General features: G+C 72.5%; 20 protein-coding genes. 12 read left to right on the plus strand and 8 right to left on the minus strand.

What is annotated here, in order from left to right; translation table 11 throughout:
- Nucleotides 1-53: 53 nt before the first annotated feature.
- On the minus strand, nt 54-1,022 hold the full coding sequence (gene meaB, locus ACFWRT_RS08590) for a methylmalonyl Co-A mutase-associated GTPase MeaB (protein WP_380950023.1): 969 nt from the start codon (nt 1,020-1,022) through the stop codon (nt 54-56).
- 50 nt (nt 1,023-1,072) lie between these two features.
- Nucleotides 1,073-2,278 carry an acetyl-CoA C-acetyltransferase gene (locus tag ACFWRT_RS08595; protein WP_380950024.1) on the minus strand — a complete coding sequence of 402 codons (1,206 nt, stop codon included), beginning with the start codon at nt 2,276-2,278 and terminating at the stop codon, nt 1,073-1,075.
- A 145-nt stretch (nt 2,279-2,423) separates the two neighbouring features.
- Here ACFWRT_RS08595 and mce point away from each other — a divergent pair, with 145 nt between their 5' ends.
- From mce to ACFWRT_RS08630, 7 genes are all read left to right on the plus strand, one after another.
- Nucleotides 2,424-2,852: a methylmalonyl-CoA epimerase gene (mce, locus tag ACFWRT_RS08600; RefSeq protein WP_380950025.1), complete on the plus strand. Its 429-nt coding sequence runs from the start codon at nt 2,424-2,426 to the stop codon at nt 2,850-2,852.
- A 197-nt stretch (nt 2,853-3,049) separates the two neighbouring features.
- Nucleotides 3,050-6,943 carry a polarized growth protein Scy gene (scy, locus tag ACFWRT_RS08605; protein ID WP_380950026.1) on the plus strand — a complete coding sequence of 1,298 codons (3,894 nt, stop codon included), beginning with the start codon at nt 3,050-3,052 and terminating at the stop codon, nt 6,941-6,943.
- A 370-nt stretch (nt 6,944-7,313) separates the two neighbouring features.
- Nucleotides 7,314-8,252 (plus strand): coiled-coil domain-containing protein, encoded by a 939-nt coding sequence (locus tag ACFWRT_RS08610; protein WP_356444016.1) that lies wholly within the window; start codon nt 7,314-7,316, stop codon nt 8,250-8,252.
- 82 nt (nt 8,253-8,334) lie between these two features.
- Nucleotides 8,335-9,399 carry an ABC transporter ATP-binding protein gene (locus ACFWRT_RS08615; protein WP_380950027.1) on the plus strand — a complete coding sequence of 355 codons (1,065 nt, stop codon included), beginning with the start codon at nt 8,335-8,337 and terminating at the stop codon, nt 9,397-9,399.
- Nucleotides 9,400-9,404: 5 nt separating this feature from the next.
- Nucleotides 9,405-10,184, plus strand: coding sequence for an ABC transporter permease subunit (locus tag ACFWRT_RS08620; RefSeq protein ID WP_380950028.1), 780 nt, complete (start codon nt 9,405-9,407; stop codon nt 10,182-10,184).
- 139 nt (nt 10,185-10,323) lie between these two features.
- Complete coding sequence (locus ACFWRT_RS08625) at nt 10,324-11,562, plus strand: ABC transporter ATP-binding protein (RefSeq protein ID WP_380950029.1); 1,239 nt, start codon at nt 10,324-10,326, stop codon at nt 11,560-11,562.
- Entirely contained in the window at nt 11,559-12,422 is an 864-nt protein-coding gene (locus ACFWRT_RS08630) for an ABC transporter permease subunit (protein ID WP_380950030.1), read from the plus strand. Before ACFWRT_RS08625 ends, ACFWRT_RS08630 begins: the two co-directional genes overlap by 4 nt.
- 15 nt (nt 12,423-12,437) lie before the next feature.
- Here the strand turns inward: ACFWRT_RS08630 and ACFWRT_RS08635 are convergent, their stop codons facing one another.
- Nucleotides 12,438-12,767 carry an ATP/GTP-binding protein gene (locus tag ACFWRT_RS08635; protein ID WP_380950031.1) on the minus strand — a complete coding sequence of 110 codons (330 nt, stop codon included), beginning with the start codon at nt 12,765-12,767 and terminating at the stop codon, nt 12,438-12,440.
- A gap of 235 nt (nt 12,768-13,002) precedes the next feature.
- Here ACFWRT_RS08635 and ACFWRT_RS08640 point away from each other — a divergent pair, with 235 nt between their 5' ends.
- Nucleotides 13,003-14,037: an LLM class flavin-dependent oxidoreductase gene (locus tag ACFWRT_RS08640; RefSeq protein WP_380950032.1), complete on the plus strand. Its 1,035-nt coding sequence runs from the start codon at nt 13,003-13,005 to the stop codon at nt 14,035-14,037.
- A 136-nt stretch (nt 14,038-14,173) separates the two neighbouring features.
- Here ACFWRT_RS08640 and ACFWRT_RS08645 read toward each other — a convergent pair whose 3' ends face one another.
- Nucleotides 14,174-14,566 (minus strand): SCO5389 family protein, encoded by a 393-nt coding sequence (locus ACFWRT_RS08645; RefSeq protein WP_003966234.1) that lies wholly within the window; start codon nt 14,564-14,566, stop codon nt 14,174-14,176.
- Between the two features lie 272 nt (nt 14,567-14,838).
- On the opposite strand from ACFWRT_RS08645, the gene nucS reads away from it, so the two are divergent.
- Nucleotides 14,839-15,510 (plus strand): endonuclease NucS, encoded by a 672-nt coding sequence (nucS, locus tag ACFWRT_RS08650; protein ID WP_380950033.1) that lies wholly within the window; start codon nt 14,839-14,841, stop codon nt 15,508-15,510.
- A gap of 51 nt (nt 15,511-15,561) precedes the next feature.
- On the opposite strand, the gene ACFWRT_RS08655 is transcribed toward nucS, so the two are convergent.
- The 3 genes from ACFWRT_RS08655 to ACFWRT_RS08665 form a co-directional block, all read right to left on the minus strand.
- Complete coding sequence (locus ACFWRT_RS08655; protein WP_380950034.1) at nt 15,562-18,132, minus strand: ATP-binding protein; 2,571 nt, start codon at nt 18,130-18,132, stop codon at nt 15,562-15,564.
- 223 nt (nt 18,133-18,355) lie between these two features.
- Complete coding sequence (locus ACFWRT_RS08660) at nt 18,356-18,679, minus strand: STAS domain-containing protein (RefSeq protein ID WP_018492200.1); 324 nt, start codon at nt 18,677-18,679, stop codon at nt 18,356-18,358.
- Nucleotides 18,680-18,892: 213 nt separating this feature from the next.
- A complete protein-coding gene (locus ACFWRT_RS08665) occupies nt 18,893-19,741 on the minus strand; it encodes a 3-hydroxyacyl-CoA dehydrogenase family protein (RefSeq protein ID WP_326703479.1) in 849 nt (282 codons plus the stop codon).
- Nucleotides 19,742-19,962: 221 nt separating this feature from the next.
- Here ACFWRT_RS08665 and ACFWRT_RS08670 point away from each other — a divergent pair, with 221 nt between their 5' ends.
- Nucleotides 19,963-20,535, plus strand: coding sequence for a cob(I)yrinic acid a,c-diamide adenosyltransferase (locus ACFWRT_RS08670; protein ID WP_161264493.1), 573 nt, complete (start codon nt 19,963-19,965; stop codon nt 20,533-20,535).
- Here the strand turns inward: ACFWRT_RS08670 and ACFWRT_RS08675 are convergent.
- Nucleotides 20,532-21,113 (minus strand): hypothetical protein, encoded by a 582-nt coding sequence (locus tag ACFWRT_RS08675; RefSeq protein ID WP_380950035.1) that lies wholly within the window; start codon nt 21,111-21,113, stop codon nt 20,532-20,534. The genes ACFWRT_RS08670 and ACFWRT_RS08675 overlap by 4 nt on opposite strands.
- 149 nt (nt 21,114-21,262) lie before the next feature.
- Between ACFWRT_RS08675 and ACFWRT_RS08680 the strand changes: the two genes are divergently transcribed.
- Complete coding sequence (locus ACFWRT_RS08680) at nt 21,263-22,450, plus strand: sensor histidine kinase (protein ID WP_380950036.1); 1,188 nt, start codon at nt 21,263-21,265, stop codon at nt 22,448-22,450.
- Entirely contained in the window at nt 22,447-23,097 is a 651-nt protein-coding gene (locus ACFWRT_RS08685) for a response regulator (protein ID WP_380950037.1), read from the plus strand. The genes ACFWRT_RS08680 and ACFWRT_RS08685 overlap by 4 nt, the downstream gene beginning before the upstream one ends.
- Nucleotides 23,098-23,113 lie beyond the last annotated feature (16 nt).

Genomic DNA, 23,113 nt, shown 5'->3' on the forward strand with positions numbered 1-23,113 from the left:
CCACGGCCCCCTGTCGCAGCCGCGATACGGGGCCGTTCGGCATCACCTCAGGCTCAGGAGCTCCCCGTCAGCCCCGCCACCAGCTCGTCCGCCGCCGCGTACGGGTCCAGGTCCCCCGCCACGATGCGCTCCGCCAGGGCGTGCAGACGGCGGTCGCCGCGCAGGTCCGCGATGCGTTCCCGCAGCGCCGTGACCGCGATCGTCTCGACCTCGTGGGAGGCGCGGGCCGCGCGGCGCTCGGCGAGGACGCCGTGCTCCTCCATCCAGGCGCGGTGCTTCTCCAGGGCCTCCACGACCTCGTCGATGCCCTCGCCCCGGGCGGCGACCGTCTTCACGATCGGGGGGCGCCAGTCGCCGGGGCCGCGGGACTCCCCCAGGCCCAGCATGTGGTTCAGCTCGCGGGCGGTGGCGTCGGCGCCGTCGCGGTCGGCCTTGTTGACCACGTAGACGTCGCCGATCTCCAGGATTCCGGCCTTGGCCGCCTGGATGCCGTCGCCCATGCCGGGGGCGAGCAGGACGACGGAGGTGTCGGCCTGGGAGGCGATCTCCACCTCGGACTGGCCGACGCCGACCGTCTCGACGAGCACCACGTCGCAGCCCGCCGCGTCCAGCACCCGGATCGCCTGCGGGGCCGACCAGGCGAGGCCGCCGAGGTGGCCCCGGGTGGCCATGGAGCGGATGTAGACGCCGGGGTCGGAGGCGTGGTCCGACATCCGGACCCGGTCGCCGAGCAGGGCGCCGCCGGAGAACGGGGAGGACGGGTCGACGGCGAGGACGCCGACCCGCTTGCCCGCCCGGCGGTAGGCGGAGACGAGAGCGGACGTGGAGGTGGACTTGCCGACGCCCGGCGAGCCCGTCAGCCCGACGACGTACGCACGGCCCGCCAGCGGGGCCAGAGCGGCCATCACCTCGCGGAGCTGCGGGGACGCCCCCTCCACCAGCGAGATCAGCCGGGCCACCGCACGCGGCCTGCCTGCTCGCGCCTGCTCGACCAGCGTGGGGACGTCCAGGTCCACGTTCACCGCTCCGTTCTCGCCTTGCCCTCGTCTTCGTACGGTGTATCCGTACGGTGTTACTTGCCCGGGACGCGGATGATCAACGCGTCGCCCTGGCCGCCGCCGCCGCAGAGCGCCGCGGCACCCGTGCCGCCGCCGCGCCGCTGCAGTTCCAGGGCCAGGTGCAGGACGACCCGGGCGCCGGACATGCCGATCGGGTGGCCGAGCGCGATGGCGCCGCCGTTGACGTTGACCTTGTCCGAGCTGACGCCGAGGTCCTTCATGGACTGGACGGCGACGGCGGCGAACGCCTCGTTGATCTCGATCAGGTCGAGGTCCTCGACGGCCAGGCCGTCCTTCTTCAGGGCGTGCCGGATGGCGCCCGAGGGCTGCGACTGGAGGGAGTTGTCCGGGCCCGCGACGTTGCCGTGGGCGCCGATCTCGGCGATCCACTCCAGGCCCAGCTCCTGCGCCTTCGCCTTGCTCATGACGACGACCGCGGCGGCCCCGTCGGAGATCTGCGAGGAGGTGCCCGCGGTGATCGTGCCGTCCTTGGCGAAGGCCGGGCGCAGCTTGCCGAGGGACTCGACGGTCGTCTCGGGGCGGATGCCCTCGTCCTTCGCGAAGACGACGGGCTCGCCCTTGCGCTGCGGGATCTCGACCGAGGTGATCTCGGCGTCGAAGATCCCGTTCTTCTGGGCGGCGGCGGCCCGCTGGTGGGAGAGGGCGCCGATCTCGTCCTGGGCGGCGCGGTCGAGGCCGAGTCGGCTGTTGTGCTTCTCGGTGGACTCGCCCATGGGGATGTTCTCGTACGCGTCGGTGAGACCGTCGTACGCCATCGAGTCGAGCATCTCGATCGCGCCGTACTTGTAGCCCTCGCGGGACTTGGGGAGCAGGTGCGGGGCGTTGGTCATGGACTCCTGGCCGCCGGCGACCACGACGTCGAACTCGCCGGCGCGGATGAGCTGGTCGGCGAGCGCGATGGCGTCGAGCCCGGAGAGGCACACCTTGTTGATGGTGAGCGCGGGCACGTTCATCGGGATGCCGGCCTTGACGGCGGCCTGGCGGGCGGGGATCTGGCCCGCGCCGGCCTGGAGCACCTGGCCCATGATCACGTACTGGACCTGGTCGCCGCCGATCCCGGCCCGGTCCAGCGCCGCCTTGATCGCGAAGCCGCCGAGGTCGGCCGCGGAGAAGCCCTTCAGGGAGCCGAGGAGACGGCCCATGGGCGTCCGGGCGCCCGCGACGATCACTGAGGTGGTGGTACCGGTCGTTGCTGGCATGGGCTCGGCCCCTTGGGATCGGATGTGAACGAGGGTTTACCTGAATGTACTGAGCGGTACCGCGCCCGTCATCCGGCAGCCGGTGTGACGGCGCGCACGTTGTGTAACCGTGGCGGGAGCGGGGGTGCGAAGCCATGCTGAATCCATGCTGACGCGAATCGACCACATCGGGATCGCCTGTTTCGACCTGGACAGGACGGTGGAGTTCTACCGTGCCACGTACGGATTCGAGGTGTTCCACAGCGAGATCAACGAGGAGCAGGGCGTCCGGGAGGCCATGCTCAAGATCAACGAGACCTCGGACGGCGGGGCTTCGTACCTCCAGCTCCTGGAGCCGACGCGGGAGGACTCCGCCGTCGGCAAGTGGCTGGCAAAGAACGGGGAGGGCGTCCACCACATCGCCTTCGGAACGGCGGACGTGGACGGGGACGCCGCGGACATCCGCGGGAAGGGCGTCCGCGTGCTGTACGACGAGCCCAGGACGGGTTCGATGGGGTCCCGGATCACGTTCCTGCACCCCAAGGACTGCCACGGCGTCCTCACCGAACTGGTCACGAGCAACCCGGAGCACTGACCCGGCGCATACCCGGCCCGGTAGAGTGGGCGGTTCCGGGCCGGGGCCGGGTCGGGGCCGTGCCGCGTCCTCGTCGTTTGTCTGTCACCATTCCCCGGGGGACCGCTCGCCGGCGAGCGGTCCTGTGCGGAGTTACGACCAGGGTTGGTCCCCTGCTCGAACGAAGTTGAGAGCTCGGGGAAGGATGGGACCGCGCAGTGCGGGGCTACGAAAGCCAGGAGAGCCACCGAGCTGAAGACGACCATCTCTCGCGGTTCGAAGCCGAGATGGACCGGCTGAGGACCGACCGGGAGAAGGCCGTCCAGCACGCCGAGGACCTCGGTTACCAGGTCGAGGTCTTGCGCGCCAAGCTGCACGAGGCGCGGCGCAGTCTGGCGACCCGTCCCGCCTACGACAGCGCGGACATGGGCTACCAGGCCGAGCAGATGCTGCGGAACGCGCAGATCCAGGCCGAGCAGTTGCGCAGCGACGCCGAGCGCGAGCTGCGCGAGGCCCGGGCCCAGACGCAGCGCATACTCCAGGAGCACGCCGAGCACCAGGCGCGCCTCCAGGCGGAGTTGCACAACGAGGCCGTCCAGCGCAGGCAGCAGCTCGACCAGGAGCTGGCCGAGCGCCGGCAGACCGTCGAGTCGCACGTCAACGAGAACGTCGCCTGGGCCGAGCAGCTCCGGGCCCGCACCGAGTCGCAGGCCCGCCGCCTGCTCGACGAGTCACGCGCCGAGGCCGAGCAGGCGCTCGCCGCCGCCCGGGCCGAGACCGAGCGGCTGGCGCAGGAGACCCGGCAGCGCGTCGGCTCGGAGGCCGAGAGCGCCCGGGCCGAGGCCGAGGCGATCCTGCTGCGCGCCCGCAAGGACGCCGAGCGCATGCTGGGCGCCGCCTCCGCGCAGGCCCAGGAGGCCACCAGACACGCGGAGCAGCTGCGCTCCAGCACCACGGCGGAGACCTCGCAGGCCCGCCAGCAGACGGCCGAGCTGAACCGGGCCGCCGAGCAGCGGCTCCAGGAGGCCGAGACCCGGCTGCGCGAATCCCGTCTCGAGGCCGAGAAGGTCCTCGCCGAGGCGAAGGACGCGGCCGCCAAGAAGCTGGCCGCCTCGGAGTCGCAGAACGAGCAGCGCACGCGTACGGCCAGGTCGGAGATCGCCCGGCTGGTCGGCGAGGCCACCAAGAGCGCCGAGACGCTCAAGGAGGAGGCCGAGCAGGCCCTCGTCGATGCCCGGGCCGAGGCCGACCGGCTGGTCGCCGAGGCGGCCGAGAAGGCCCGTACGGCGGCCGCCGAGGACGCCGCCGCCCAGCTCGCCAAGGCCGCCCGCTCCGCCGAGGAGGTCCTCACCAAGGCCTCCGAGGACGCGCGGTCCACGACGAAGGCCGCGAGCGAGGAGGCCGAGCGGATCCGCCGCGAGGCGGAGGCCGAGGCGGACCGGCTGCGCGGCGAGGCCGCCGAGCAGGCCGATGAGCTCAAGGGCGCGGCCAAGGACGACACCGAGGAGTACCGGGCCAAGACGGTCGAGCTCCAGGAGGAGGCCCGCCGGCTGCGCGGCGAGGCCGAGCAACTGCGCTCCGAGGCGGTCGCCGAGGGCGAGCGTATCCGGGGCGAGGCCCGCCGCGAGGCGGTCCAGCAGTTGGAGGAGGGCGCGCGCAAGGCGGAGGAGCTGCTGACCGAGGCGCGCTCCGACGCGGACGAGCTGCGCACCAAGGCGAACGGCGAGAGCGAGCGCATCCGCGCCGAGGCCGCCGAGCGCGCGGCGACCCTGCGCAAGCAGGCCGAGGAGACGCTGGAGCGCACCCGCGCCGAGGCCGACAAGCTGCGGGCCGAGGCCGAGGAGCAGGCCGAGGCCACCACCGCCGAGGCCGAGCGGGCCGCCGCCGAGCTGCGCGAGGAGACCGGGCGCGCGGTCGCCGCCCGGCAGGCCGAGGCCGCCGACGAGCTGAACCGGCTGCACACCGAGGCCGAGACCCGGCTCGCGGCCGCCGAGGAGGCGCTGGGCGAGGCGCGTACGGAGGCGGAGCGCATCCGCCGCGAGACGAACGAGGAGGCCGAGCGGCAGCGTGCCGAGGCCGCCGAGCGCGTCCGTACGCTGACGGAGCAGGCCGAGGCGGAGGCCGAGCGGCTCCGTGACGAGGCCGCGGCGGACGCTTCGCAGTCCCGTGCCGAGGGCGAGAACATCGCCGTACGGCTGCGGAGCGAGGCCGCCGCCGAGGCCGAGCGGCTCAAGACCGAGGCGCAGGAGACCGCCGACCGGGTGCGCGCGGAGGCCGCGGCCGCCGCCGAGCGGGTCGGCGCCGAGGCGGCCGAGGCGCTGGAGGCCGCCCAGGAGGAGGCCACGCGCCGGCGCCGGGAGGCCGAGGAGACCCTCGGCGCGGCCCGGACGGAAGCGGGCCAGGAGCGCGAGCGGGCCCGCGAGCAGAGCGAGGAGCTGCTGGCCTCCGCCCGGAAGCGGGTGGAGGAGGCGCAGGCCGAGGCGCAGCGGCTGGTTCAGGAGGCGGACGCCCGGGCGACCGAGCTCGTCTCGGCGGCCGAGCAGACCGCCCAGCAGGTACGCGACTCCGTCTCCGGGCTGCACGAGCAGGCCGAGGAGGAGATCGCCGGGCTGCGCTCGACGGCCGAGCATGTCGCGGAGCGCACCCGCGGTGAGGCGCAGGAGGAGGCGGACCGGGTCCGCGCCGACGCGCACGCCGAGCGGGAGCGGGCCTCCGAGGATGCCGTACGGCTGCGCCAGGAGGCGAACGCGGAGGCGGCCCGGCTCCGGCAGGAGGCCCACGACGAGACCGAGGCCGCCAAGGCGCTGGCCGAGCGGACGGTCTCCGACGCGATCACCGAGTCCGAGCGGCTGCGCGCGGACACCTCGGAGTACAGCCAGCGGGTGCGTACGGAGGCGTCCGACGCCCTCACGTCGGCGGAGCAGGACGCGTCGAAGGCCCGGGCCGAGGCCCGGCAGGACGCCAACCGGATCCGTTCGGAGGCGGCGGCCCAGTCGGACCGGCTCATCGGGGAGTCGACGACCGAGAGCGAGCGCATCCGGGGCGAGGCGGCCCAGGCGTCCGAGCAGCTCGTCGTCGAGGCCACCACCGAGGCCAACCGGCGCCGCAAGGACGGAGGCGAGCAGGCCGACCGGCTGCTGGCGGAGGCGGGCGAGGAGGCCGAGCGGCTCCGTACGGAAGCGGCCGAGCACCTCGGCTCCGCGCAGGAGCACGCCACCCGCACCCGCGAGGAGGCGACACGGCTGCGCGCGGACACGGAGTCGGCGGCCGAGGCACTGCGCTCCGAGGCCCGCGCCGAGGCGGACCGGGTGCTGGACGAGGCGCGCGAGGCGGCGGCCAAGCGCCGGGCGGACGCGGCGGAGCAGGCGGACCAGCTCATCAACAAGGCCCGCGAGGAGGCGCTGCGTACGGCCACCGAGGCCGAGGCCCAGTCCGACACGATGGTCGGCGCGGCCCGCAAGGAGGCCGAGCGGATCACCTCGGAGGCGACCGTCGAGGGCAACACCCTCGTCGAGCGCTCCCGTACGGACGCCGACGAGCTCCTGGTCGGCGCCCGGCGCGACGCGACCCAGATCCGGGAGCGGGCGCAGGAGCTGCGGGCCCGGCTGGAGAGCGAGATCGAGGAGCTCCACGAGCGGGCCCGGCGTGAGACGTCCGAGCAGATGAAGACCGCCGGTGAGCGCGTCGACAACCTGATGAAGGCGGCGACCGAGCAGCGCGACGAGGCCGAGGCGAAGGCCAAGGAGCTGATCGCGGAGGCCAATTCGGAGGCGAGCAAGGTCCGGATCGCCGCGGTGAAGCGGGCCGAGTCGCTGCTGAAGGAGGCCGAGACGAAGAAGGCCGGGCTGATCCGCGAGGCGGAGAAGCTGCGGGCCGACGCGGCGGCCGAGGCGGAGAAGACCGTCGCCGAGGGCAAGCGCGAGCTGGATGTCCTGGTGCGCAGGCGCGAGGACATCAATACGGAGATCTCCCGTGTCCAGGACGTGCTGGAGGCGTTGGAGTCTTTCGAGACTCCGGGCGGCGGCGCGAAACCGGTGCCCGGCCCGTCGGGAGGCGGCAAGGCCCCCGCCGCGGCGGGCACGCGCTCGGGGGGCAAGTCCTCGGAGAGGTAGCGGTCGTACGGGGGGCGGCGCGGGAACGTACGAGAGCAACGCGGGAACGTATGGGGAACGCGCGGGAACGTACGAGGGCAACGCGGGAACGTACGGGGGACAACGCGGGAACGTACAAGGGCAACGCGGGAACGTACGGGGAACAGCAGACGTACGGGGGAGAACAGAACAGGATGTCCGGGGGCGGCAGGCGTTCGGGGGCGCGTGCTCGTCATCGACATTCAACCCTTCGAGTGGCAAGCACTCCAGGGGTCAGCCACTCAAAAGGGGTGTCATTCTCCAGATCAAACCAGTATCTGCACGCTGACACGCCGCAATGGCCCCTAGGATTCCCCTATCACCTCAACCGGTCTCATTCGACAGGAACCCCATGAGTGACCCTTCCTCCCCCTTCGGCTTCGAGCTCGTGCGACGTGGTTACGACCGCGGTCAGGTGGACGACCGCATTACCAAGCTCGTCGCCGACCGTGATAGTGCCCTGGCCCGCATCACGTCTCTGGAAAAGCGCATCGAGGAGCTGCACCTCGAAACGCAGAACGCCCAGGCCCAGGTGAACGACGCCGAGCCGTCGTACGCCGGGCTCGGTGCCCGTGTCGAGAAGATCCTCCGCCTCGCCGAGGAGGAGGCCAAGGACCTGCGTGAGGAGGCCCGTCGGGCCGCCGAGCAGCACCGCGAGCTGGCCGAGTCGGCCGCCCAGCAGGTGCGCAACGACGCGGAGTCCTTCGCGGCCGAGCGCAAGTCGAAGGCCGAGGACGAGGGCGTCCGCATCGTCGAGAAGGCCCAGGGCGAGGCGAACACGCTCCGCTCCGACGCCCAGCGGGACGCGCAGCAGAAGCGCGAGGAGGCCGACGCCCTCTTCGAGGAGACCCGTGCCAAGGCCGCGCAGGCCGCCGCCGACTTCGAGACGAACCTCGCCAAGCGGCGCGAGCAGTCGGAGCGCGACCTCGCGTCCCGTCAGGCCAAGGCCGAGAAGCGTCTCGCCGAGATCGAGCACCGCGCCGAGCAGCTCCGCCTGGAGGCCGAGAAGCTCCGCACGGACGCCGAACGCCGGGCCCGTCAGACGGTGGAGACCGCGCAGCGCCAGGCCGAGGACATCGTGGCCGACGCCAACGCCAAGGCCGACCGGATCCGCAGCGAGTCCGAGCGCGAGCTGGCGGCGCTCACCAACCGCCGTGACTCGATCAACGCGCAGCTGACCAACGTCCGCGAGATGCTGGCGACGCTGACCGGTGCCGCGGTGGCCGCCGCCGGCTCCCCGGTGGACGACGAGCCCGCCCAGCGCGGCGTTCCGGCCCAGCAGACCCGCTGACCTGCCCCGGAACGGTTCCTTCCGCGCGCCCGGTTCCGCCTTTGTGGTGGCGCTGGGCGCGCGGCCGTTCTAGCGTGTCCGCATGATCGAGCTCGAGGGACTGACCAAACGATTCGGCAGCAAGGTTGCCGTCGACCATCTGACGTGCCAGGTCAGACCGGGTATGGTGACCGGCTTTCTGGGCCCCAACGGGGCGGGCAAATCCACCACCATGCGCATGATGCTCGATCTGGACAACCCGACCAGCGGTACGGTGCGCATCGACGGCCGGCCGTACCACGAGTTGCAGGAACCGCTGAAGTACATCGGGGCGTTGCTCGACGCCAAGTCGATGAACGGCGGCCGCAGCGCGTACAACAACCTGCTCTGCCTGGCGCAGAGCAACCGCATCCCGAGCAGCCGGGTCGCCGAGGTGCTCGACACCGTCGGTCTGAGCGCGGTCGCGAAGAAGAAGTCCAAGGGCTTCTCGCTCGGCATGGGCCAGCGCCTCGGTATCGCGTCGGCGCTGCTGGGCGATCCACGGATCCTGATGTTCGACGAGCCGGTCAACGGCCTCGACCCCGAGGGCATCCACTGGATCCGCAACCTGATGAAGGCGCTCGCCGCCGAGGGCCGGACCATCTTCGTCTCCTCGCACCTGATGAGCGAAATGGCGCTGACGGCGGACCACTTGATCGTGATCGGCCAGGGCAGGCTGCTCGCCGACACCTCGATGGCGGACTTCATCCAGGAGAACTCCCGTAGTTACGTACGGCTGCGCTCGCCGCAGCAGGAGCGGCTGCGGGACGTGCTGCACCAGGAGGGGTTCACCGCCGTGGAGGCGGACGGCGGCACGCTGGAGATCGACGGCGCGACCACCGAGGAGCTCGGTGAACTGGCGGCCCGTCACCAGTTGGTGCTGCACGAGCTGAGCGCCCAGCGGGCCTCCCTGGAGGAGGCGTTCATGCAGATGACCGCCGGTTCCGTGGAGTACCACGCCCACTCCGGGCCGGGCGGCGCCGAACCCCCGCCGACGGTGGGGGCGGGCTGGGGCGAGGGCTGGCAGCAGCCGGGCGCCACCGCACCCGGCACCACCGCACCCGGCTCCACCGCACCGGGGGCCACCGCACCCGGCTCCATCGACGGCACCGAGAACAAGGGGGCCTGACGACGATGGCTTCGGTACCCGCGGTCCTCACCTCCGAGTGGACCAAGATCCGTACGGTCTCCTCCACCACCTGGACGCTCATCAGCGCGTTCGTCGTCACGGTCGCCATGGGCGCGGGCGTGAGCGCCTTGGTGAACGCCACGTTCGACGATCTCTCCGAGTCCGAGCAGCTCACCTTCGACCCGACGCTCATCAGCTTCTCCGGGACGGTCCTCGGCCAGCTCGCCATGATCGTGTTCGGCGTGCTCGTGGTCGGTACGGAGTACAGCTCCGGCATGATCCGCACCTCGCTGGCGGCCGTGCCGCAGCGCGGAACGCTCCTCTTCAGCAAGATCACGGTGGCCGGTGTGCTGGCCCTCGTGATCGGCCTGCTCACCAGCTTCGTCTCGTTCCTCCTCAGCCAGGCCGTGCTGGGCGACCGGGGCACCGACCTCGGCGAGGAGAACGTGCTGCGCGCGGTCATCGGCGCCGGTCTCTACATGGGGCTGATCGCCGTCTTCTCCATGGGCGTGGCGGCGATGCTGCGCAGCCCCATGCTCGCGATGGGCATCCTGATCCCGTTCTTCCTGCTGATCTCCAACATCCTGGCTGCTGTGCCGTACGCCAAGGACGTCATCCGGTACTTCCCGGACCAGGCCGGGTCGAAGATCATGCAGGTCGTGCCGGAGGCGATGGGCAGCGACCCGTCGCCGTACGGGCCCTGGGCCGGTATGGCGATCATGGTCGCCTGGGTGGTGGCGGCGGTGCTCGGCGGCTACCTGGTGCTGAAGAACCGGGACGCGTAAACCCCGTAACGGCCCGCTCGCGCGCTGTGCGGAACTTGGCCGGAACCGTCAAGGCCTGGTTATCCTCCTAACTCTTACGGGGGTGTGCGGCCAGGTGGCCCGAGCCCCGAACGACAGAGTGAGTCGATGGGGCTGGAGAATGATCGAGGCAGTCGGCCTGACCAAGCGCTACGGCGCGAAGACGGCCGTGGACGACCTTTCCTTCCAGGTGCGGCCGGGGGCCGTCACCGGCTTCCTCGGTCCCAACGGGTCGGGCAAATCCACGACCATGCGGATGATCCTCGGCCTGGACCGGCCGACGGCGGGCCACGTCACGATCGGCGGGCACCCGTACCGGAGCCTGCCGAACGCGCCACGCCAGGTGGGCGCGCTGCTGGACGCCAAGGCGGTGCACGGCGGCCGGACCGCCCGCGCCCACCTGCTGTCGCTGGCCCAGCTCGCCGGGATCCCGGCCCGGCGGGTGGATGAGGTGCTGGGCGTCGTCGGCCTCCAGGACGTCGCCAAGCGCCGCTCCAGCGGCTTCTCCCTCGGCATGGGGCAGCGCCTCGGGATCGCCGCGGCGCTGCTCGGCGACCCCCAGGTGCTGCTCTTCGACGAGCCGGTCAACGGTCTCGACCCCGAGGGCATCCACTGGGTCCGCAACCTGATGAAGACCCTGGCGGCCGAGGGCCGTACGGTCTTCGTCTCGTCCCACCTCATGAGCGAGATGGCCCTCACCGCCGACCACCTGATCGTGATCGGGCGCGGCCGGCTGCTCTCCGACATGAGCGTCACCGACTTCATCTCGGCGAACTCCGCCGACTTCGCCCGCGTCCGGGTCCCCGAGAACGCCCCCCAGGAGCGGGAGAAGCTGACGTCCTCGCTCATCGAGGCGGGCGGCAGCGTGATGTCCGAGCCGGACGGCGCCCTGCGCGTCACCGGCCTCCCGCTGCCGAGGATCAGCGACCTGGCCCACGGGGCCGACGTACGGCTCTGGGAGCTGTCGCCGCACCGGGCCTCGCTGGAGGAGGCGTACATGCGGATGACGCAGGGCGTCGTGGACTACCGCTCGACGGACGACGCCAAGGCCGGGCTCCTGGAGCCCCCGCAGGCGCCGTACGGGTCCCCCGGGTCCTACGGGGAGGCTCAGGGCGGTTACGGGGCCGCACCGGGCTACGCGCAGCCCCAGCCGGCGGAGGCGCCGCAGCAGAGCTGGTACGCCCCGCCGCCCCCCGGACAGAACCCGTACGCCACCCCCGGCCCGGCGGCCGCACCGCACCCGGCTACCCCCGGCCCCGTGGCCGCTCCCGGCCCGGCCGCCGCACCGGCCCCGGGCCCGGCCCCCGAACACTCCCCCGCCGACGCGGCCGGGACGAAGACCAGCGAGGACCCCCGATGACGACGCCGGCCGCCCCGCGCGCCCACGAGCAGCAGCCGCACCCGCCGCAGCCGCCGCACGGCCTGCTGGGGTACTACGAGTCGCCCATCCCGATCCGCCGCGCCACCCTCGGTGACGCGATCGCCTCGGAGTGGACGAAGATCCGCTCCGTCCGCTCCACGCTGTGGACCCTCGGCGTGATGATCGTGCTGATGGTGGCGATCGGGCTGATGTCCGCGCTGCTGATCGCCGCCGCCGACACCGACATGGCCGGCGAGCCGGTCGTGGCCCTCGGCTTCTTCGGGGTGCTGCTGGGCTCGATCTGTGTGATCACCCTCGGCGTGCTGACCATCGGCTCCGAGTACAGCACCGGCATGATCCGTACGACGCTGACGGCCTGCCCGAGCCGGGCCCGGGTGCTCACGGCGAAGGCGATCGTCTTCTTCCTGCTCGCCTTCGTCATCACCACGGTGACCGCCACGGTCGTCGCGGTGTTCCAGACGGCGATCCTGGGCGCCGGGCTCGACTCCGGCTCGGTGTGGCTGCGCGCCACCATCGGGGTCGGGCTCTACATCGCGGCCCTCGGCCTCGTGTCCCTGGCGGTCGGCGCGATCATCCGGCACTCGGCGGGAGCCATCACGGTGATGATCGCCGTGGTGCTGCTGCCGCTGGTCCTCGCGATGTTCATGTTCGCCGACAGCCTGCGCGACCTGCAGCGCTTCCTTTTCGAGTACTCGATCCCCAACCAGCTCGGCGCGTTGTACGGCACGGCGGTCACCGAGTCCGGCCCGTCGGGCTGGGAGCCGCTGCTGCTGATGCTCGGCCTCGCGGCCGTGGCGATGGGCGGTGCCTACCTGGCGCTGGACCGGCGCGACGTCTGAGCGGCCGTATGTGACTCAGTAGCGCGGCGCGTTCCTGGACCGCTGCACCCGCGTGGTGCGGCGGTCCTTCGCGTTCCAGCAGGCCTTGTGCCAGTGCCTGCGGTCCTCGATGCCGCCGAACTCGGGCCAGGCGACGAGGTGCGGGACGCCGGACGGGATCTCCTGGTCGCAGCCGGGGCAGCGGTACCGCTTGCCCTGGGCGCTCGCGCCGCTCACCGGGCGCACCGACCACTCCTCGCCCTGCCAGCTCTCGGTGGCCCCTCCCCCGCCGTACCGTCCCGGCGCCGTACCGGGGTGGTCGTCGGGACTCTCGCCGCCACGGGGGCGGTTGCGGCGCGGGGACACAGGACACCTCACGGGGGCGGCTCGGGCACGGTTTGCCCCAAGCCTAGAGGCTGGCGCCGGGGGCAGGTGCCGGGTGGGGCGGGGCGGCGCGACCCGGCACGGTCCGGCACGATCGGGCACGGGAGTGAGTTAGCGGAAAATCGCAACAACTTCGCGCCGGACCGTGCCTTTGGCACGTGTCAGACGTTGTTGCCCGTGGGGGAGACATGCGTCGGCCGCGAGGAGGCAACACGCGATGCGCATCGGAACGTTCGTTCTGGCAGCTCAGTTCCCGGGCCAGGGGCCGGGCGAGGCCCTGCACCGGGCCGTCCGGTCCGCCGAGGCGGCGGAGGAGTCCGGGCTGGACTCGGTCTGGCTGGCCGAGCACCACTTCGTGCCGTACGGGGTCTGCCCGTCCGCCACCACGCTGGCCGCGCTGCTGCTCGGCCGGACCCGGCGGATCCGGGTCGGCACCGCCGTCAGCGTGCTGCCCACCCACCACCCGGTCGCCCTCGGCGAACAGGCCGCGCTGCTGCACCTGACCAGCGGCGGACGGTTCTCGCTCGGGGTGGGCCGGGGCGGGCCCTGGGTGGACCTGGAGGTCTTCGGCGGCGGTCTCGACGCGTACGAGAACGGCTTCCCCGAGGCGCTGGAGCTGCTGCTCGACTGGCTGCGGGAGCCGCGGGTCGCCGGGCGCGGGGAGCGGTTCGGCTTCCGCGAGGTGGCGGTGGTGCCGCGCGCGGACGAGCTGCTGGACCACGGCTCGGCACCGGGGCCCGAGGTGATCGTGGCCTGCACCTCGCCGAAGACCGTGCGGCTGGCGGCAAGCCGGGCGCTGCCGATGCTGCTGGGCATGCACTGCGGGGACGAGGAGAAGGCGGAGATGGTCGCCCTGTGGCGTACGGCGGCCCGGGAGGCCGGCCATCCGCCGGAAGTGGTGGAGGGGGCCGCACATGTGTCCGCCGGGGTGGCCCAGATCGCGGACGGGCCCGGGGACGCCACGGAGACGCTGGTGAAGACGATGCCCGGGTGGCTGCGTCAGGGGCTGGACGCCCATGTCACGGTCGACGACCGGCACCGCGTGATGCGGGACCCCGTCGCGTACACGGAACTGCTGTGCGGGCTGCACCCGGTGGGCCCGCCGAAGCTGGCCGCCGACCGGCTCGCGGCCACGGCCGAGCGGACCGGCATCACCCGCTTCGCCCTCCTGGTGGAGGGGTCGGGAGACCTCGCGGCGACCGAGGAGAACGTACGGCGCCTGGGCGCGGACGTGCTGCCGCTGCTCACCTGACCTGCGCCGCCTGTACATGCGAAACGACCTCGCGTGGAACCTGGAGCATGGAGCATGGAACGTGGTGCGGTGGTACGGGAGCTGCCGCCCCGGAGCCAGTTGCACCTCCCGCGGCCCGAAGCGGCAGCAGGAGCGTTCAGCAGTCCCGTAGTTCGGGCGACTGGTTGAGCAACTGGCCCCTCACCGAAGTGAACTTGGCCAGCCGGTCGTCGACCGAGGCGTCCAGCGGGAACACCGCGACGCGGTGGCAGTTCTGGAAAGCGATACGCACTCCGAAGTGCCGCTGGAGCGCGCCGCGTATCGCATCACTCGCGAGCGCACGCAGCAGCTGACCACGTGCCTGCTCGTCCGGCGGCGGCGTCTGGTTGTCGGCGAACTGACCGCCGTCCACCTTCAGCTGAGCCACCAGCGAGCTGATCATCTCCCACGCGAAAGGCAGGGAGGTCCGGACGCAGTCGACGAAGTCGGCTTCGTCGACCTCGCCTCGCTCGGCCTGTTCCAACAGCGCCGGTGAGACGTCGAGCGACATGGGTTCTCCTCTCGCGACCCCGGACGGTGACCGGGGCCTTACGGGCAGGGAAGAAGGGCGACGACGCAGCGTGCACGGGCGGCGACCTCCTGCATCCACGGTAAGCGCGCGATAGAAGCCGCACCAGGAGATTGGGAACACAACCGGCCACGATCGAAGGGGCGCAAAGAGGGGCAAGCCCGCTCGGCCGCCCGATGGTGAGGAGCGAGTGACAGGGGTCGACTGATGGGGAAATCGCGCCGGGCCCCCGTCGTCGAGTAGCGTTGCCGACCATGCGTCTCGTCATCGCCCGTTGCTCCGTCGACTACGCGGGCCGGCTCACAGCCCACCTGCCCTCCGCCCCCCGTCTGATCCTGGTGAAGGCGGACGGCAGCGTCTCGATCCACGCCGACGACCGGGCGTACAAACCGCTCAACTGGATGTCCCCGCCGTGCACCCTGAAGGAGGGCACCGGCGAGGAGGCCGGTGTCTGGACCGTGGTGAACAAGGCGGGCGAAAAACTGATCATCACGATGGAGGAAATCCTCCATGACTCCTCGTACGAGCTGGGCGTCGACCCTGGGCTCATCAAGGACGGTGTGGAGGCGCACCTCCAGGAGCTGCTCGCCGACCGGATCGAGATCCTCGGCGAGGGCCACACCCTGATCCGCCGTGAGTACCCCACCGCCATCGGCCCGGTGGACATCCTCTGCCGCGACGCGAACGGCGGGACGGTCGCCGTGGAGCTGAAGCGGCGCGGCGACATCGATGGCGTCGAGCAGTTGACCCGCTATCTGGAGCTGCTCAACCGCGACCCGCATCTCGCCCCGGTCCGGGGCGTCTTCGCGGCCCAGGAGATCAAGCCCCAGGCGCGCGTGCTCGCGACCGACCGGGGCATCGGGTGCCTGGTCCTCGACTACAACGCGATGCGCGGCATCGAGGACGACAAGCTGCGCCTGTTCTGACCGACCGTCCACGGCCGGGTGTCCCCTACGGGGGCACCCGGCTTCCGTGTGTCAGGCCGCTGCCTCGGTGGGGTCTTCGCTCTCGGCCGGGGCTTCGGTGGTGGCGGTGGCGGTTGCGGTGGCGGTGGCCGATTCGGCGGGGCCGCTGGCGGAGGAGGAGGTGTCCGGCGGGGGCGGAGGCTCCTCGGTCGGCGTCTCGGTCGGCGGGGTCGTCGGCGTCTCGGTGGGCGGCGTCGTCGGCGGTGTGGTGGGCGGGGTCGTCGGCGGCGTCGTCGGCGTGGTCGGCTTCCCGCTCGGGGACGGCCCGTCGGAGGTCGGGTCCTCCGTCGGCCGCGTGGCCGACGGCTCCCCCGTACCCGGTGAGCTGCCGTCCGGCGACGAGGGGGACGGGGAGGGCGAGCCGGAGGTGCTGGGCGTGGCGGATGCCGAGGGGCCCGGGGTGGCGGGTGCCTCCTCGCCGGGCGCCCCGCTGTCGGGGGCGGGGCCGTCGTCCGGCTCGTCGGCGGGGGTCTCGTCGTCCGGGGTGGACTCGGGGGACGACTGCTCGGTGGTGACGTTACGGCTGCCGCCCGGCTCCTCGGGGTCGCCCGCGGTGAGGCCGAGGGTGACGACGGTGCCGAGCACGGCGATCAGCAGCGCGCCGGCGCCCGCGGCGGCCAGGTTGCGCCGGGCACCGCCGAGGATCGCGCGCCCGCCGCCCGCCTTCGGTGCGGCGGCCGGGAACGGGGCCACCACGGTCGGCTCCGCCATGGCCGTCTGCCGGGTGAAGAGCGGCGCAACCGGGAGGCCGAGCGGCGGCGTACCGGCGAGGAGGTCGTGCCGTACGGCGGGCACCTCGTCGGCCGGCTGGGGCCGGACCGGGGGCGCGAAGCCGCCGGAGCGGTCCGCCACCAGGGCGAGGGCGCGGCGGCCGGCCACCGCCCCGGACCTGTCGGCGAGCGCGCCGCGCATGGAGATGGAGGTCTCCAGCTCCGTACGGGCCCGGTCGAGGTTGCCGGAGCAGAGCGCGAGGACACCCAACTCGTGGTGGAAGTAGGCCTCCTCGGCGACCTCGCCGGCGATCCTGGCGGCCTCCTGGCCCGCCCTGAGCGCCTTCTCCCAGGCGCCCCAGCTCATCCCCGCCGCCAGTGCGGGAGCGGCGCTGCGGGCCAGCAGGACGGCCGCGCTGGCCTGGCCCGCCTCGCCGTCGGGGACGAGGCGGCCCATCGCGGCGACGATCGCGTCGGACTCGGCGACGGCCCGCTGCGGGGTGACCGAGGGGTGCGAGACCCACCAGGCGTAGTGCTGGGCGGCCGTACGGGCGTGGGCGGCGGCCTCCTCCGCGTATCCGCCGGCCTCCAGTTGGGCGAGGACACCGGCGGCGAGCCGGTAGCGCGGGCCCGCCGGGGAGAGCAGTCCGCACCCCGCGAGTTCGCCGAGGGCGGCATCCGCGTGGGTGTCGCCCACGAGGGCCGGCAGATGGGCCTGGTGGGGCACCTCGCCGCCGAGCGCGACGGTGAAGCGCAGGGTCTCGCGGGCCGCCTCGCTGAGCCGGGAGGCGAGCAGGACGGCGGGCGCCGCCCCCTCGCCGAGGCTCGGCAGGGGCACGTCCAGGGTCTCCGGGGTGGGCGCTTCGGGGACCGGGGGCGCGTCGTCCGGGCGTGGCTCGAAGTAGTCGTACTCGTCGAAGGCCGCGGGGTCCGTGTTGAGCAGGTCGCGCTGGCGCAGCAGCGATCCGGCCTGGACGAAGCGGAGCGGCAGCCCCTCGGACTCGAACCAGAGGTCGCCGGCCCAGTTCCGCTCGTCCTCGGTCAGCGGACGCTCGACGACCTTGGCCAGCAGCTCCAGGGAGGCGGCGCGGCCGAGGCCGGCGAGGAGGACCTCCTCCAGGTGGGCGTCGACGCCGGGCGGGGTGAGGTCGGGTGTGGTGCCGAAGAGGAAGGCGCACTCAGGGGTGGCTTCCAGGAGTCCGTCGAGGGCGGCGCCGCCGATCTCCAGGTCGTCGACGATCACGACGGCCCCGATGGAGCGGACGAGGGTGAGCAGTTCCTCGGGGCCGGGGCGGTGGAGCGGGGCGAGGTGGGTCGCGTCGAAGAGGCCGTAGAGCAGGTCGGCGGCGGTGCGCCGGTGGCCGCTGAGGCGGACGACACCGTCGGGGGCCAGGTCCGTGCAGTCGGCGGCGACGGCGTCGAGGAGCGCGGTGCGGCCGGATCCGGCCTGGCCGGTGAGGCGGACGCTGCGGCCGCGGGCCAGCAGGCTCACCAGCCGCTCGCGCTCCTCCTGGCGTTCCAGCAGGGGGAGCTGCGGGGCGGGCGGGCCCGCCGGTACGGGTGGTGCGCCGGCGCGCTCGTGGGCGGCGCGTTCGGCGGGGGTGCGGCGGACGGGCGTCTCGGGTTCGTACCCGGGCGGGCAGGCCTCGACCTCGCTGCCGTCGACGGGGTTGACCGTGAGCAGGAGGTCCCCGACCGTGACCTGGACGACGCGGACCTGCTGCGGTGTCGGCTGGCCGAAGTCGGCGGCGTTGGACTCCCGGGACGGCCGGCGACGGCCGTCGGAGGGGTCGGAGCTGTCGGTGCCGCCGGAGCCGTCAGGGCCGCCGGGGGTCCGCCCGTACTCTCCCGGCCCCTGGTGTGTCGGGTCCATCAACAAGTCCCCCAGACGCGTCGCGCTCGGTCAGTCCCTCCGGCCTCGCACGCCCCGCTGTCGCTTCCGGTCCGGTGTCTGCCTCGGGTGGGTGTCATGGGGCAGACGGCCGAACCCTAGACCTTCGCACAGTATCCACGCACAGGCGGGGTGCCATGCCGTCCGGGACGTCACATTCCGGTGAGGATTGCGCGACTTCTGCCCCGACGGTCCGGGTACGTACTCAGACGCGCGGCAGCGAATCGGCGGCGATCCCGCCCTCGATCGCCAGGATGCGGTGCAGCCGGGTGGCCACCAGGAGGCGCTGCATCTGCGGCGGGACGCCGCGCAGCACGAGACGGCGCCCGGCCCGGCCGGCTCTGCGGTGGGCCCCCATGATGACGCCGAGCCCGGTGGCATCCCAGGAATTCAGCTCGGTCAGGTCCAGCACCAGATCGCCGGCTCCGTCGTCGACGGCCGAGTGCAGGACCGTACGGGCGTCCGCCGCGCTTCGGACGTCGAGGCGGCCCCCGACGACCAGCTCGGCGTGGTCGCCCCTGATATGCATATGCGCTCCCCTGCTTGCTCCGTGGCGAGGTCCGTCTGTCTGTTCTTCTCTTCCACAACTGACTGCCGCAGCGACAGGGAAGTTGCCGTCTGTAAGCGAACCGATACCGAATTCACTCGGTGGAGTGACGTCGGTTCGCCGGAGACCGGACACCGCCGGGTACACTCCCCGCCCCGACGGCGGCGGGCCGAGGGGGCAGGGGTGCGGCTGCGGTCAGTACGTGTAGAAGCCCTGCCCGCTCTTGCGCCCGATGTCACCTGCGTCGACCATCCGGCGCATCAGCTCAGGGGCCGCGAACTTCTCGTCCTGCGATTCGGTGTAGATGTTGCCGGTGGCGTGGAGCAGGATGTCGACGCCGGTCAGGTCGGCCGTGGCGAGCGGGCCCATGGCGTGGCCGAACCCGAGCTTGCAGGCGGTGTCGATGTCCTCGGCCGTGGCGACGCCCGACTCGTACAGCTTCGCGGCCTCGACGACGAGCGCCGAGATGAGCCGGGTGGTGACGAAGCCCGCCACATCGCGGTTGACGACGATGCAGGTCTTGCCGACCGACTCGGCGAACTCCCGGGCGGTGGCGAGGGTTTCGTCGCTGGTCTTGTAGCCGCGTACGAGCTCGCAGAGCTGCATCATCGGGACCGGCGAGAAGAAGTGCACGCCGACGACGCGCTCCGGACGCTCCGTCACGGCCGCGATCTTCGTGATCGGGATGGCGGAGGTGTTGGAGGCCAGCACGGTGTTCTCGCCGACGACCTTGTCCAGGGCGCGGAAGATCTCGTGCTTGACCTCCAGCTTCTCGAAGACCGCCTCCACGACGACGTCCACGTCCGCGACGGCGTCGAGGTCGGTGCTCGTGGTGATGCGGGCGAGGGCCGCCTCGGCGTCGGACGCCTCCAGCTTGCCCTTGGCGACGAACCGGTCGTACGAGGCCTTGATGCCGTCCAGGCCGCGGGTCAGCGCCGCGTCGGTCACATCCCGCAGCACGACGTCCCAGCCCGCCTGGGCGGAGACCTGCGCGATCCCGGATCCCATGAGTCCGGCACCGATGACGGCGAGCTTCCTGGCCACGTTCGCACCCCTTGTTCTCTGTCCGCGTTCCCGGTCCGCCCCTGCGGCATCTGTTCACGGCGGTTCACATTGCTCTCCGGCGGAGATTAGTACCCGTCGGGGGCGCTGTGGCCGTGAAGAGATGCGCGTCACGTCTCGAATGACGGACATCACACCGAGACGCGTCATTCGGCTCCGTGCCACGCGTAGTTGAGGGTGCGGGCCTTAACTACGCTGGGCCCATGGTCAATCTGACGCGCATCTACACCCGTACCGGCGACCAGGGCACCACGGCCCTCGGCGACATGAGCCGCACCGCCAAGACCGATCTGCGGATCGCGGCGTACGCGGACGCCAACGAGGCCAACGCGGTGATCGGGACCGCCGTGGCGCTGGGGCAGCTCTCCGAGGACGTGGTGAAGGTCCTCGTACGGGTCCAGAACGACCTCTTCGACGTGGGGGCCGACCTGTCGACGCCGGTGGTCGAGGACCCGAAGTACCCGCCGCTGCGGGTCGAGCAGTCCTACATCGACAAGCTGGAGGCGGACTGCGACCGCTTCCTGGAGGAGCTGGAGAAGCTGCGCAGCTTCATCCTCCCCGGGGGTACGCCGGGGGCCGCCCTGCTCCACCAGGCCTGCACCGTGGTCCGGCGCGCCGAGCGGTCGACCTGGGCGGCGCTGGAGGTGCACGGCGACGTGATGAACACCCTGACCGCCACCTACCTCAACCGCCTCTCCGACCTCCTGTTCATCCTGGCGCGCAGCGCCAACAAGGAGGTCGGGGACGTGCTGTGGGTGCCGGGCGGGGAGCGTTAGAGCCGATCGGCCGGCTCGCGTTCGACCGCGTCCGTGTCCGTGCTCTTCGGAGCCTGCTTCGGGAAGAGCGTGTAGCCGCCGGCGATGATCACGTTGATGCCGATCACCAGGAGCATCTTCTGCTGCCAGCTCTGGAGCGAGCTGATGGCGCCGCCCGGACCGACGTACCAGACGGCCGCCTGGAGCAGGCCCAGCGCGACCGCCGCGGCGAGGATCCAGCGGGCGGCGGTGCGCCACTCGTGGACGGCTCGGGCCCTGCCGTACTTCGGCGGCTTCACCGGCGGCGGGCCGCCGAACCAGCGGTGCGCGACCCAGGCGTCCACCTTCTTGATGGTGTGGTGGCCGAGACCCACCGTGAAGCCGATGTAGACGGCGGCCAGCCCGTGCTTCCAGTCGGGCTCGGCGCCGTTCCTCAGGTCGATCACCGTCACCACGAGCAGCACCACCTCCAGCAGCGGCTCGCAGAGCAGTACGGCCGCGCCGAGCTTCGGCCTCCGCGCGACGTACCGCAGCGCGAGACCGGCAGCCAGCAGGACCCAGAACGCGACCTCGCAGGCCACGACCAGTAGGGCGATCACAGCTCTCTCCTCCCGTTTTCCTCCAGCCTTCCGTCCGCCGGGGCCGGAAGCGTCGTCGGCGGTGAGGAAACGGGACTGCATCCTTCGATGTAGTGGTCCTCGGCCTGCGAAGGGAGGCCCGGCGCCGGTGCTCCGTGTTGGATGGAGAAGTGTTCACCTCGATCCGCCCCGACCGCGACGCCGTGGCCCTCGCCGTCTCCGGGCTGCTCGGTGGGCTGCTCCTGTGGCGGCTCGGCCTGCACACCCAGGGCGGCCGGCCCTTCTCCGCACCCTGGATCACCCTCGTACCGCTGACCGTCATGGCCTCGGCCGAACTGCTGCGCCGCACCGCACCGCGCACGGCTCTCACCGTGGGTGTGCTCGCGCTGGTCGCGGACCAGTTCACCCGGGGCAGCCTCGCCACCGTCCTGATGTTCACGGACGTCATGTACGCGGCCGTGCTGTACGGGACCCCGGCCGCCGCCCGCCGTATCCCGGTGGCCACGCTCTTGATCACCGTGGCGTCCACGATCGGGTTCCTGGCCTGGTTCCGCAGGCCCGAGGCGCTGCTGATCGGCCTGGTCATCGGGCTGGTCTCCTACATCCCCGCCCTCACCGGGGTCAGCGTCCGCAGCCATCGCACCGCCGCCGACGCCGCCCGGCTGGCCGCCGTCCAGACCGCGCGGCTGGCCGAGATGGACCGGGTGCAGGCGGTGATCGCGGAGCGGGCCCGGATGGCGCGCGAGCTGCACGACATGGTGGCCAACCATCTTTCCGCCGTGGCGATCCACTCCACGGCGGCCCTGTCCATCGACGACCCGGACACCTCGCGGAACGCGCTGAAGGTGATCCGGGAGAACAGCGTGGAGGGGCTCGCGGAGATGCGCCGGCTGATCGGGCTGCTGCGCGAGGGCGGCGAGGACAGTGCCCCGGCGGCCGCTCCGACGCTGGCGTCGCTGGACGCGCTCATCGAGCAGGCGAACGTGAACGGGGCGGCGGCCGGGCTCCTCTGCACGCTGGACGACGCCCGGGCGGCGGACGGCGACGCGCTGCCGACGCCGGTCGAGCTGGCCGCGTACCGGATCGTGCAGGAGTCCCTCACCAACGCCCTCAAGCACGCGGCGCCAGGGCCGGTGACCGTGCGGCTCGGCCTCTCCGGCGACGTGCTGGCGGTCGAGGTGACCAGTGTGTCCGGCAGCCGGCCCGGACCCACCGCGCCGGGGTCGGGGGCCGGTCTGGTGGGGATGCGGGAGCGGGTGGCACTGCTCGGCGGAACGTTCGAAGCGGGCCGCGACGGGCCGGAGTTGTGGCGGGTGCGGGCCGAACTGCCCGTACGGGAGAGGGAGATGCGGGAATGACGATCCGGGTACTGGTGGCCGAGGACCAGGCGGCGGTACGGGCGGGGCTGGTGCTGATCCTCTCCAGCGCGCCGGACATCGAGGTCGTCGGGGAGGCGGGGGACGGCGAGGCGGCGGTGCGCCTGGCGCGTGAACTCCGGCCGGATCTCGTCCTGATGGATGTGCAGATGCCGCGGCTGGACGGGGTGGCGGCGACCCGGCAGGTGGTGGCGGAGGAGCTGGCGGACGTCCTGGTGCTGACGACGTTCGACCTGGACGCGTACGTCTTCGGGGCGCTGCGGGCGGGGGCCTCGGGCTTCCTGCTGAAGAACACCGACGCCCGCGACCTGCTGGAGGCGGTACGGACGGTGGCGCGCGGCGAGGGGCTGATCGCGCCGGCCGTGACGCGGCGGCTGATCGCGGAGTTCGCCGGTGCCACGCACGTACGGTCCGGGAGTTCGGCCGATCCGGCGATGCTGGAGGCGCTGACGCGACGGGAGCGGGAGGTGCTGGGGTGTCTCGGCGAGGGGCTGTCGAACGCGGAGATCGCGGCGCGGCTGGCGATGGCGGAGGCGACGGTGAAGACGCACGTCAGCAGATTGCTGGCCAAGCTGGGGCTGCGCAGCCGGGTCCAGGCGGCCGTGCTGGCACAGGAGTTGGGGGTCTGACGGCGGGCGGCTCGCG

Source organism: Streptomyces cyaneofuscatus (genome assembly GCF_042718795.1).
Classification (GTDB): domain Bacteria; phylum Actinomycetota; class Actinomycetes; order Streptomycetales; family Streptomycetaceae; genus Streptomyces; species Streptomyces cyaneofuscatus_A.

What these genes read in the sequence shown, in the direction of transcription:
- ACFWRT_RS08670 (WP_161264493.1), top strand. Translation starts at nt 19,963, where the DNA reads ATGGTCAATCTGACGCGCATCTACACCCGTACCGGCGACCAGGGCACC.
- ACFWRT_RS08685 (WP_380950037.1), top strand. Translation starts at nt 22,447, where the DNA reads ATGACGATCCGGGTACTGGTGGCCGAGGACCAGGCGGCGGTACGGGCG.
- ACFWRT_RS08620 (WP_380950028.1), top strand. Translation starts at nt 9,405, where the DNA reads ATGGCTTCGGTACCCGCGGTCCTCACCTCCGAGTGGACCAAGATCCGT.
- ACFWRT_RS08655 (WP_380950034.1), bottom strand. Translation starts at nt 18,132, where the DNA reads ATGGACCCGACACACCAGGGGCCGGGAGAGTACGGGCGGACCCCCGGC.
- ACFWRT_RS08640 (WP_380950032.1), top strand. Translation starts at nt 13,003, where the DNA reads ATGCGCATCGGAACGTTCGTTCTGGCAGCTCAGTTCCCGGGCCAGGGG.
- nucS (WP_380950033.1), top strand. Translation starts at nt 14,839, where the DNA reads ATGCGTCTCGTCATCGCCCGTTGCTCCGTCGACTACGCGGGCCGGCTC.
- ACFWRT_RS08630 (WP_380950030.1), top strand. Translation starts at nt 11,559, where the DNA reads ATGACGACGCCGGCCGCCCCGCGCGCCCACGAGCAGCAGCCGCACCCG.
- ACFWRT_RS08645 (WP_003966234.1), bottom strand. Translation starts at nt 14,566, where the DNA reads ATGTCGCTCGACGTCTCACCGGCGCTGTTGGAACAGGCCGAGCGAGGC.
- ACFWRT_RS08660 (WP_018492200.1), bottom strand. Translation starts at nt 18,679, where the DNA reads ATGCATATCAGGGGCGACCACGCCGAGCTGGTCGTCGGGGGCCGCCTC.
- ACFWRT_RS08610 (WP_356444016.1), top strand. Translation starts at nt 7,314, where the DNA reads ATGAGTGACCCTTCCTCCCCCTTCGGCTTCGAGCTCGTGCGACGTGGT.
- ACFWRT_RS08595 (WP_380950024.1), bottom strand. Translation starts at nt 2,278, where the DNA reads ATGCCAGCAACGACCGGTACCACCACCTCAGTGATCGTCGCGGGCGCC.
- ACFWRT_RS08615 (WP_380950027.1), top strand. Translation starts at nt 8,335, where the DNA reads ATGATCGAGCTCGAGGGACTGACCAAACGATTCGGCAGCAAGGTTGCC.
- ACFWRT_RS08625 (WP_380950029.1), top strand. Translation starts at nt 10,324, where the DNA reads ATGATCGAGGCAGTCGGCCTGACCAAGCGCTACGGCGCGAAGACGGCC.
- mce (WP_380950025.1), top strand. Translation starts at nt 2,424, where the DNA reads ATGCTGACGCGAATCGACCACATCGGGATCGCCTGTTTCGACCTGGAC.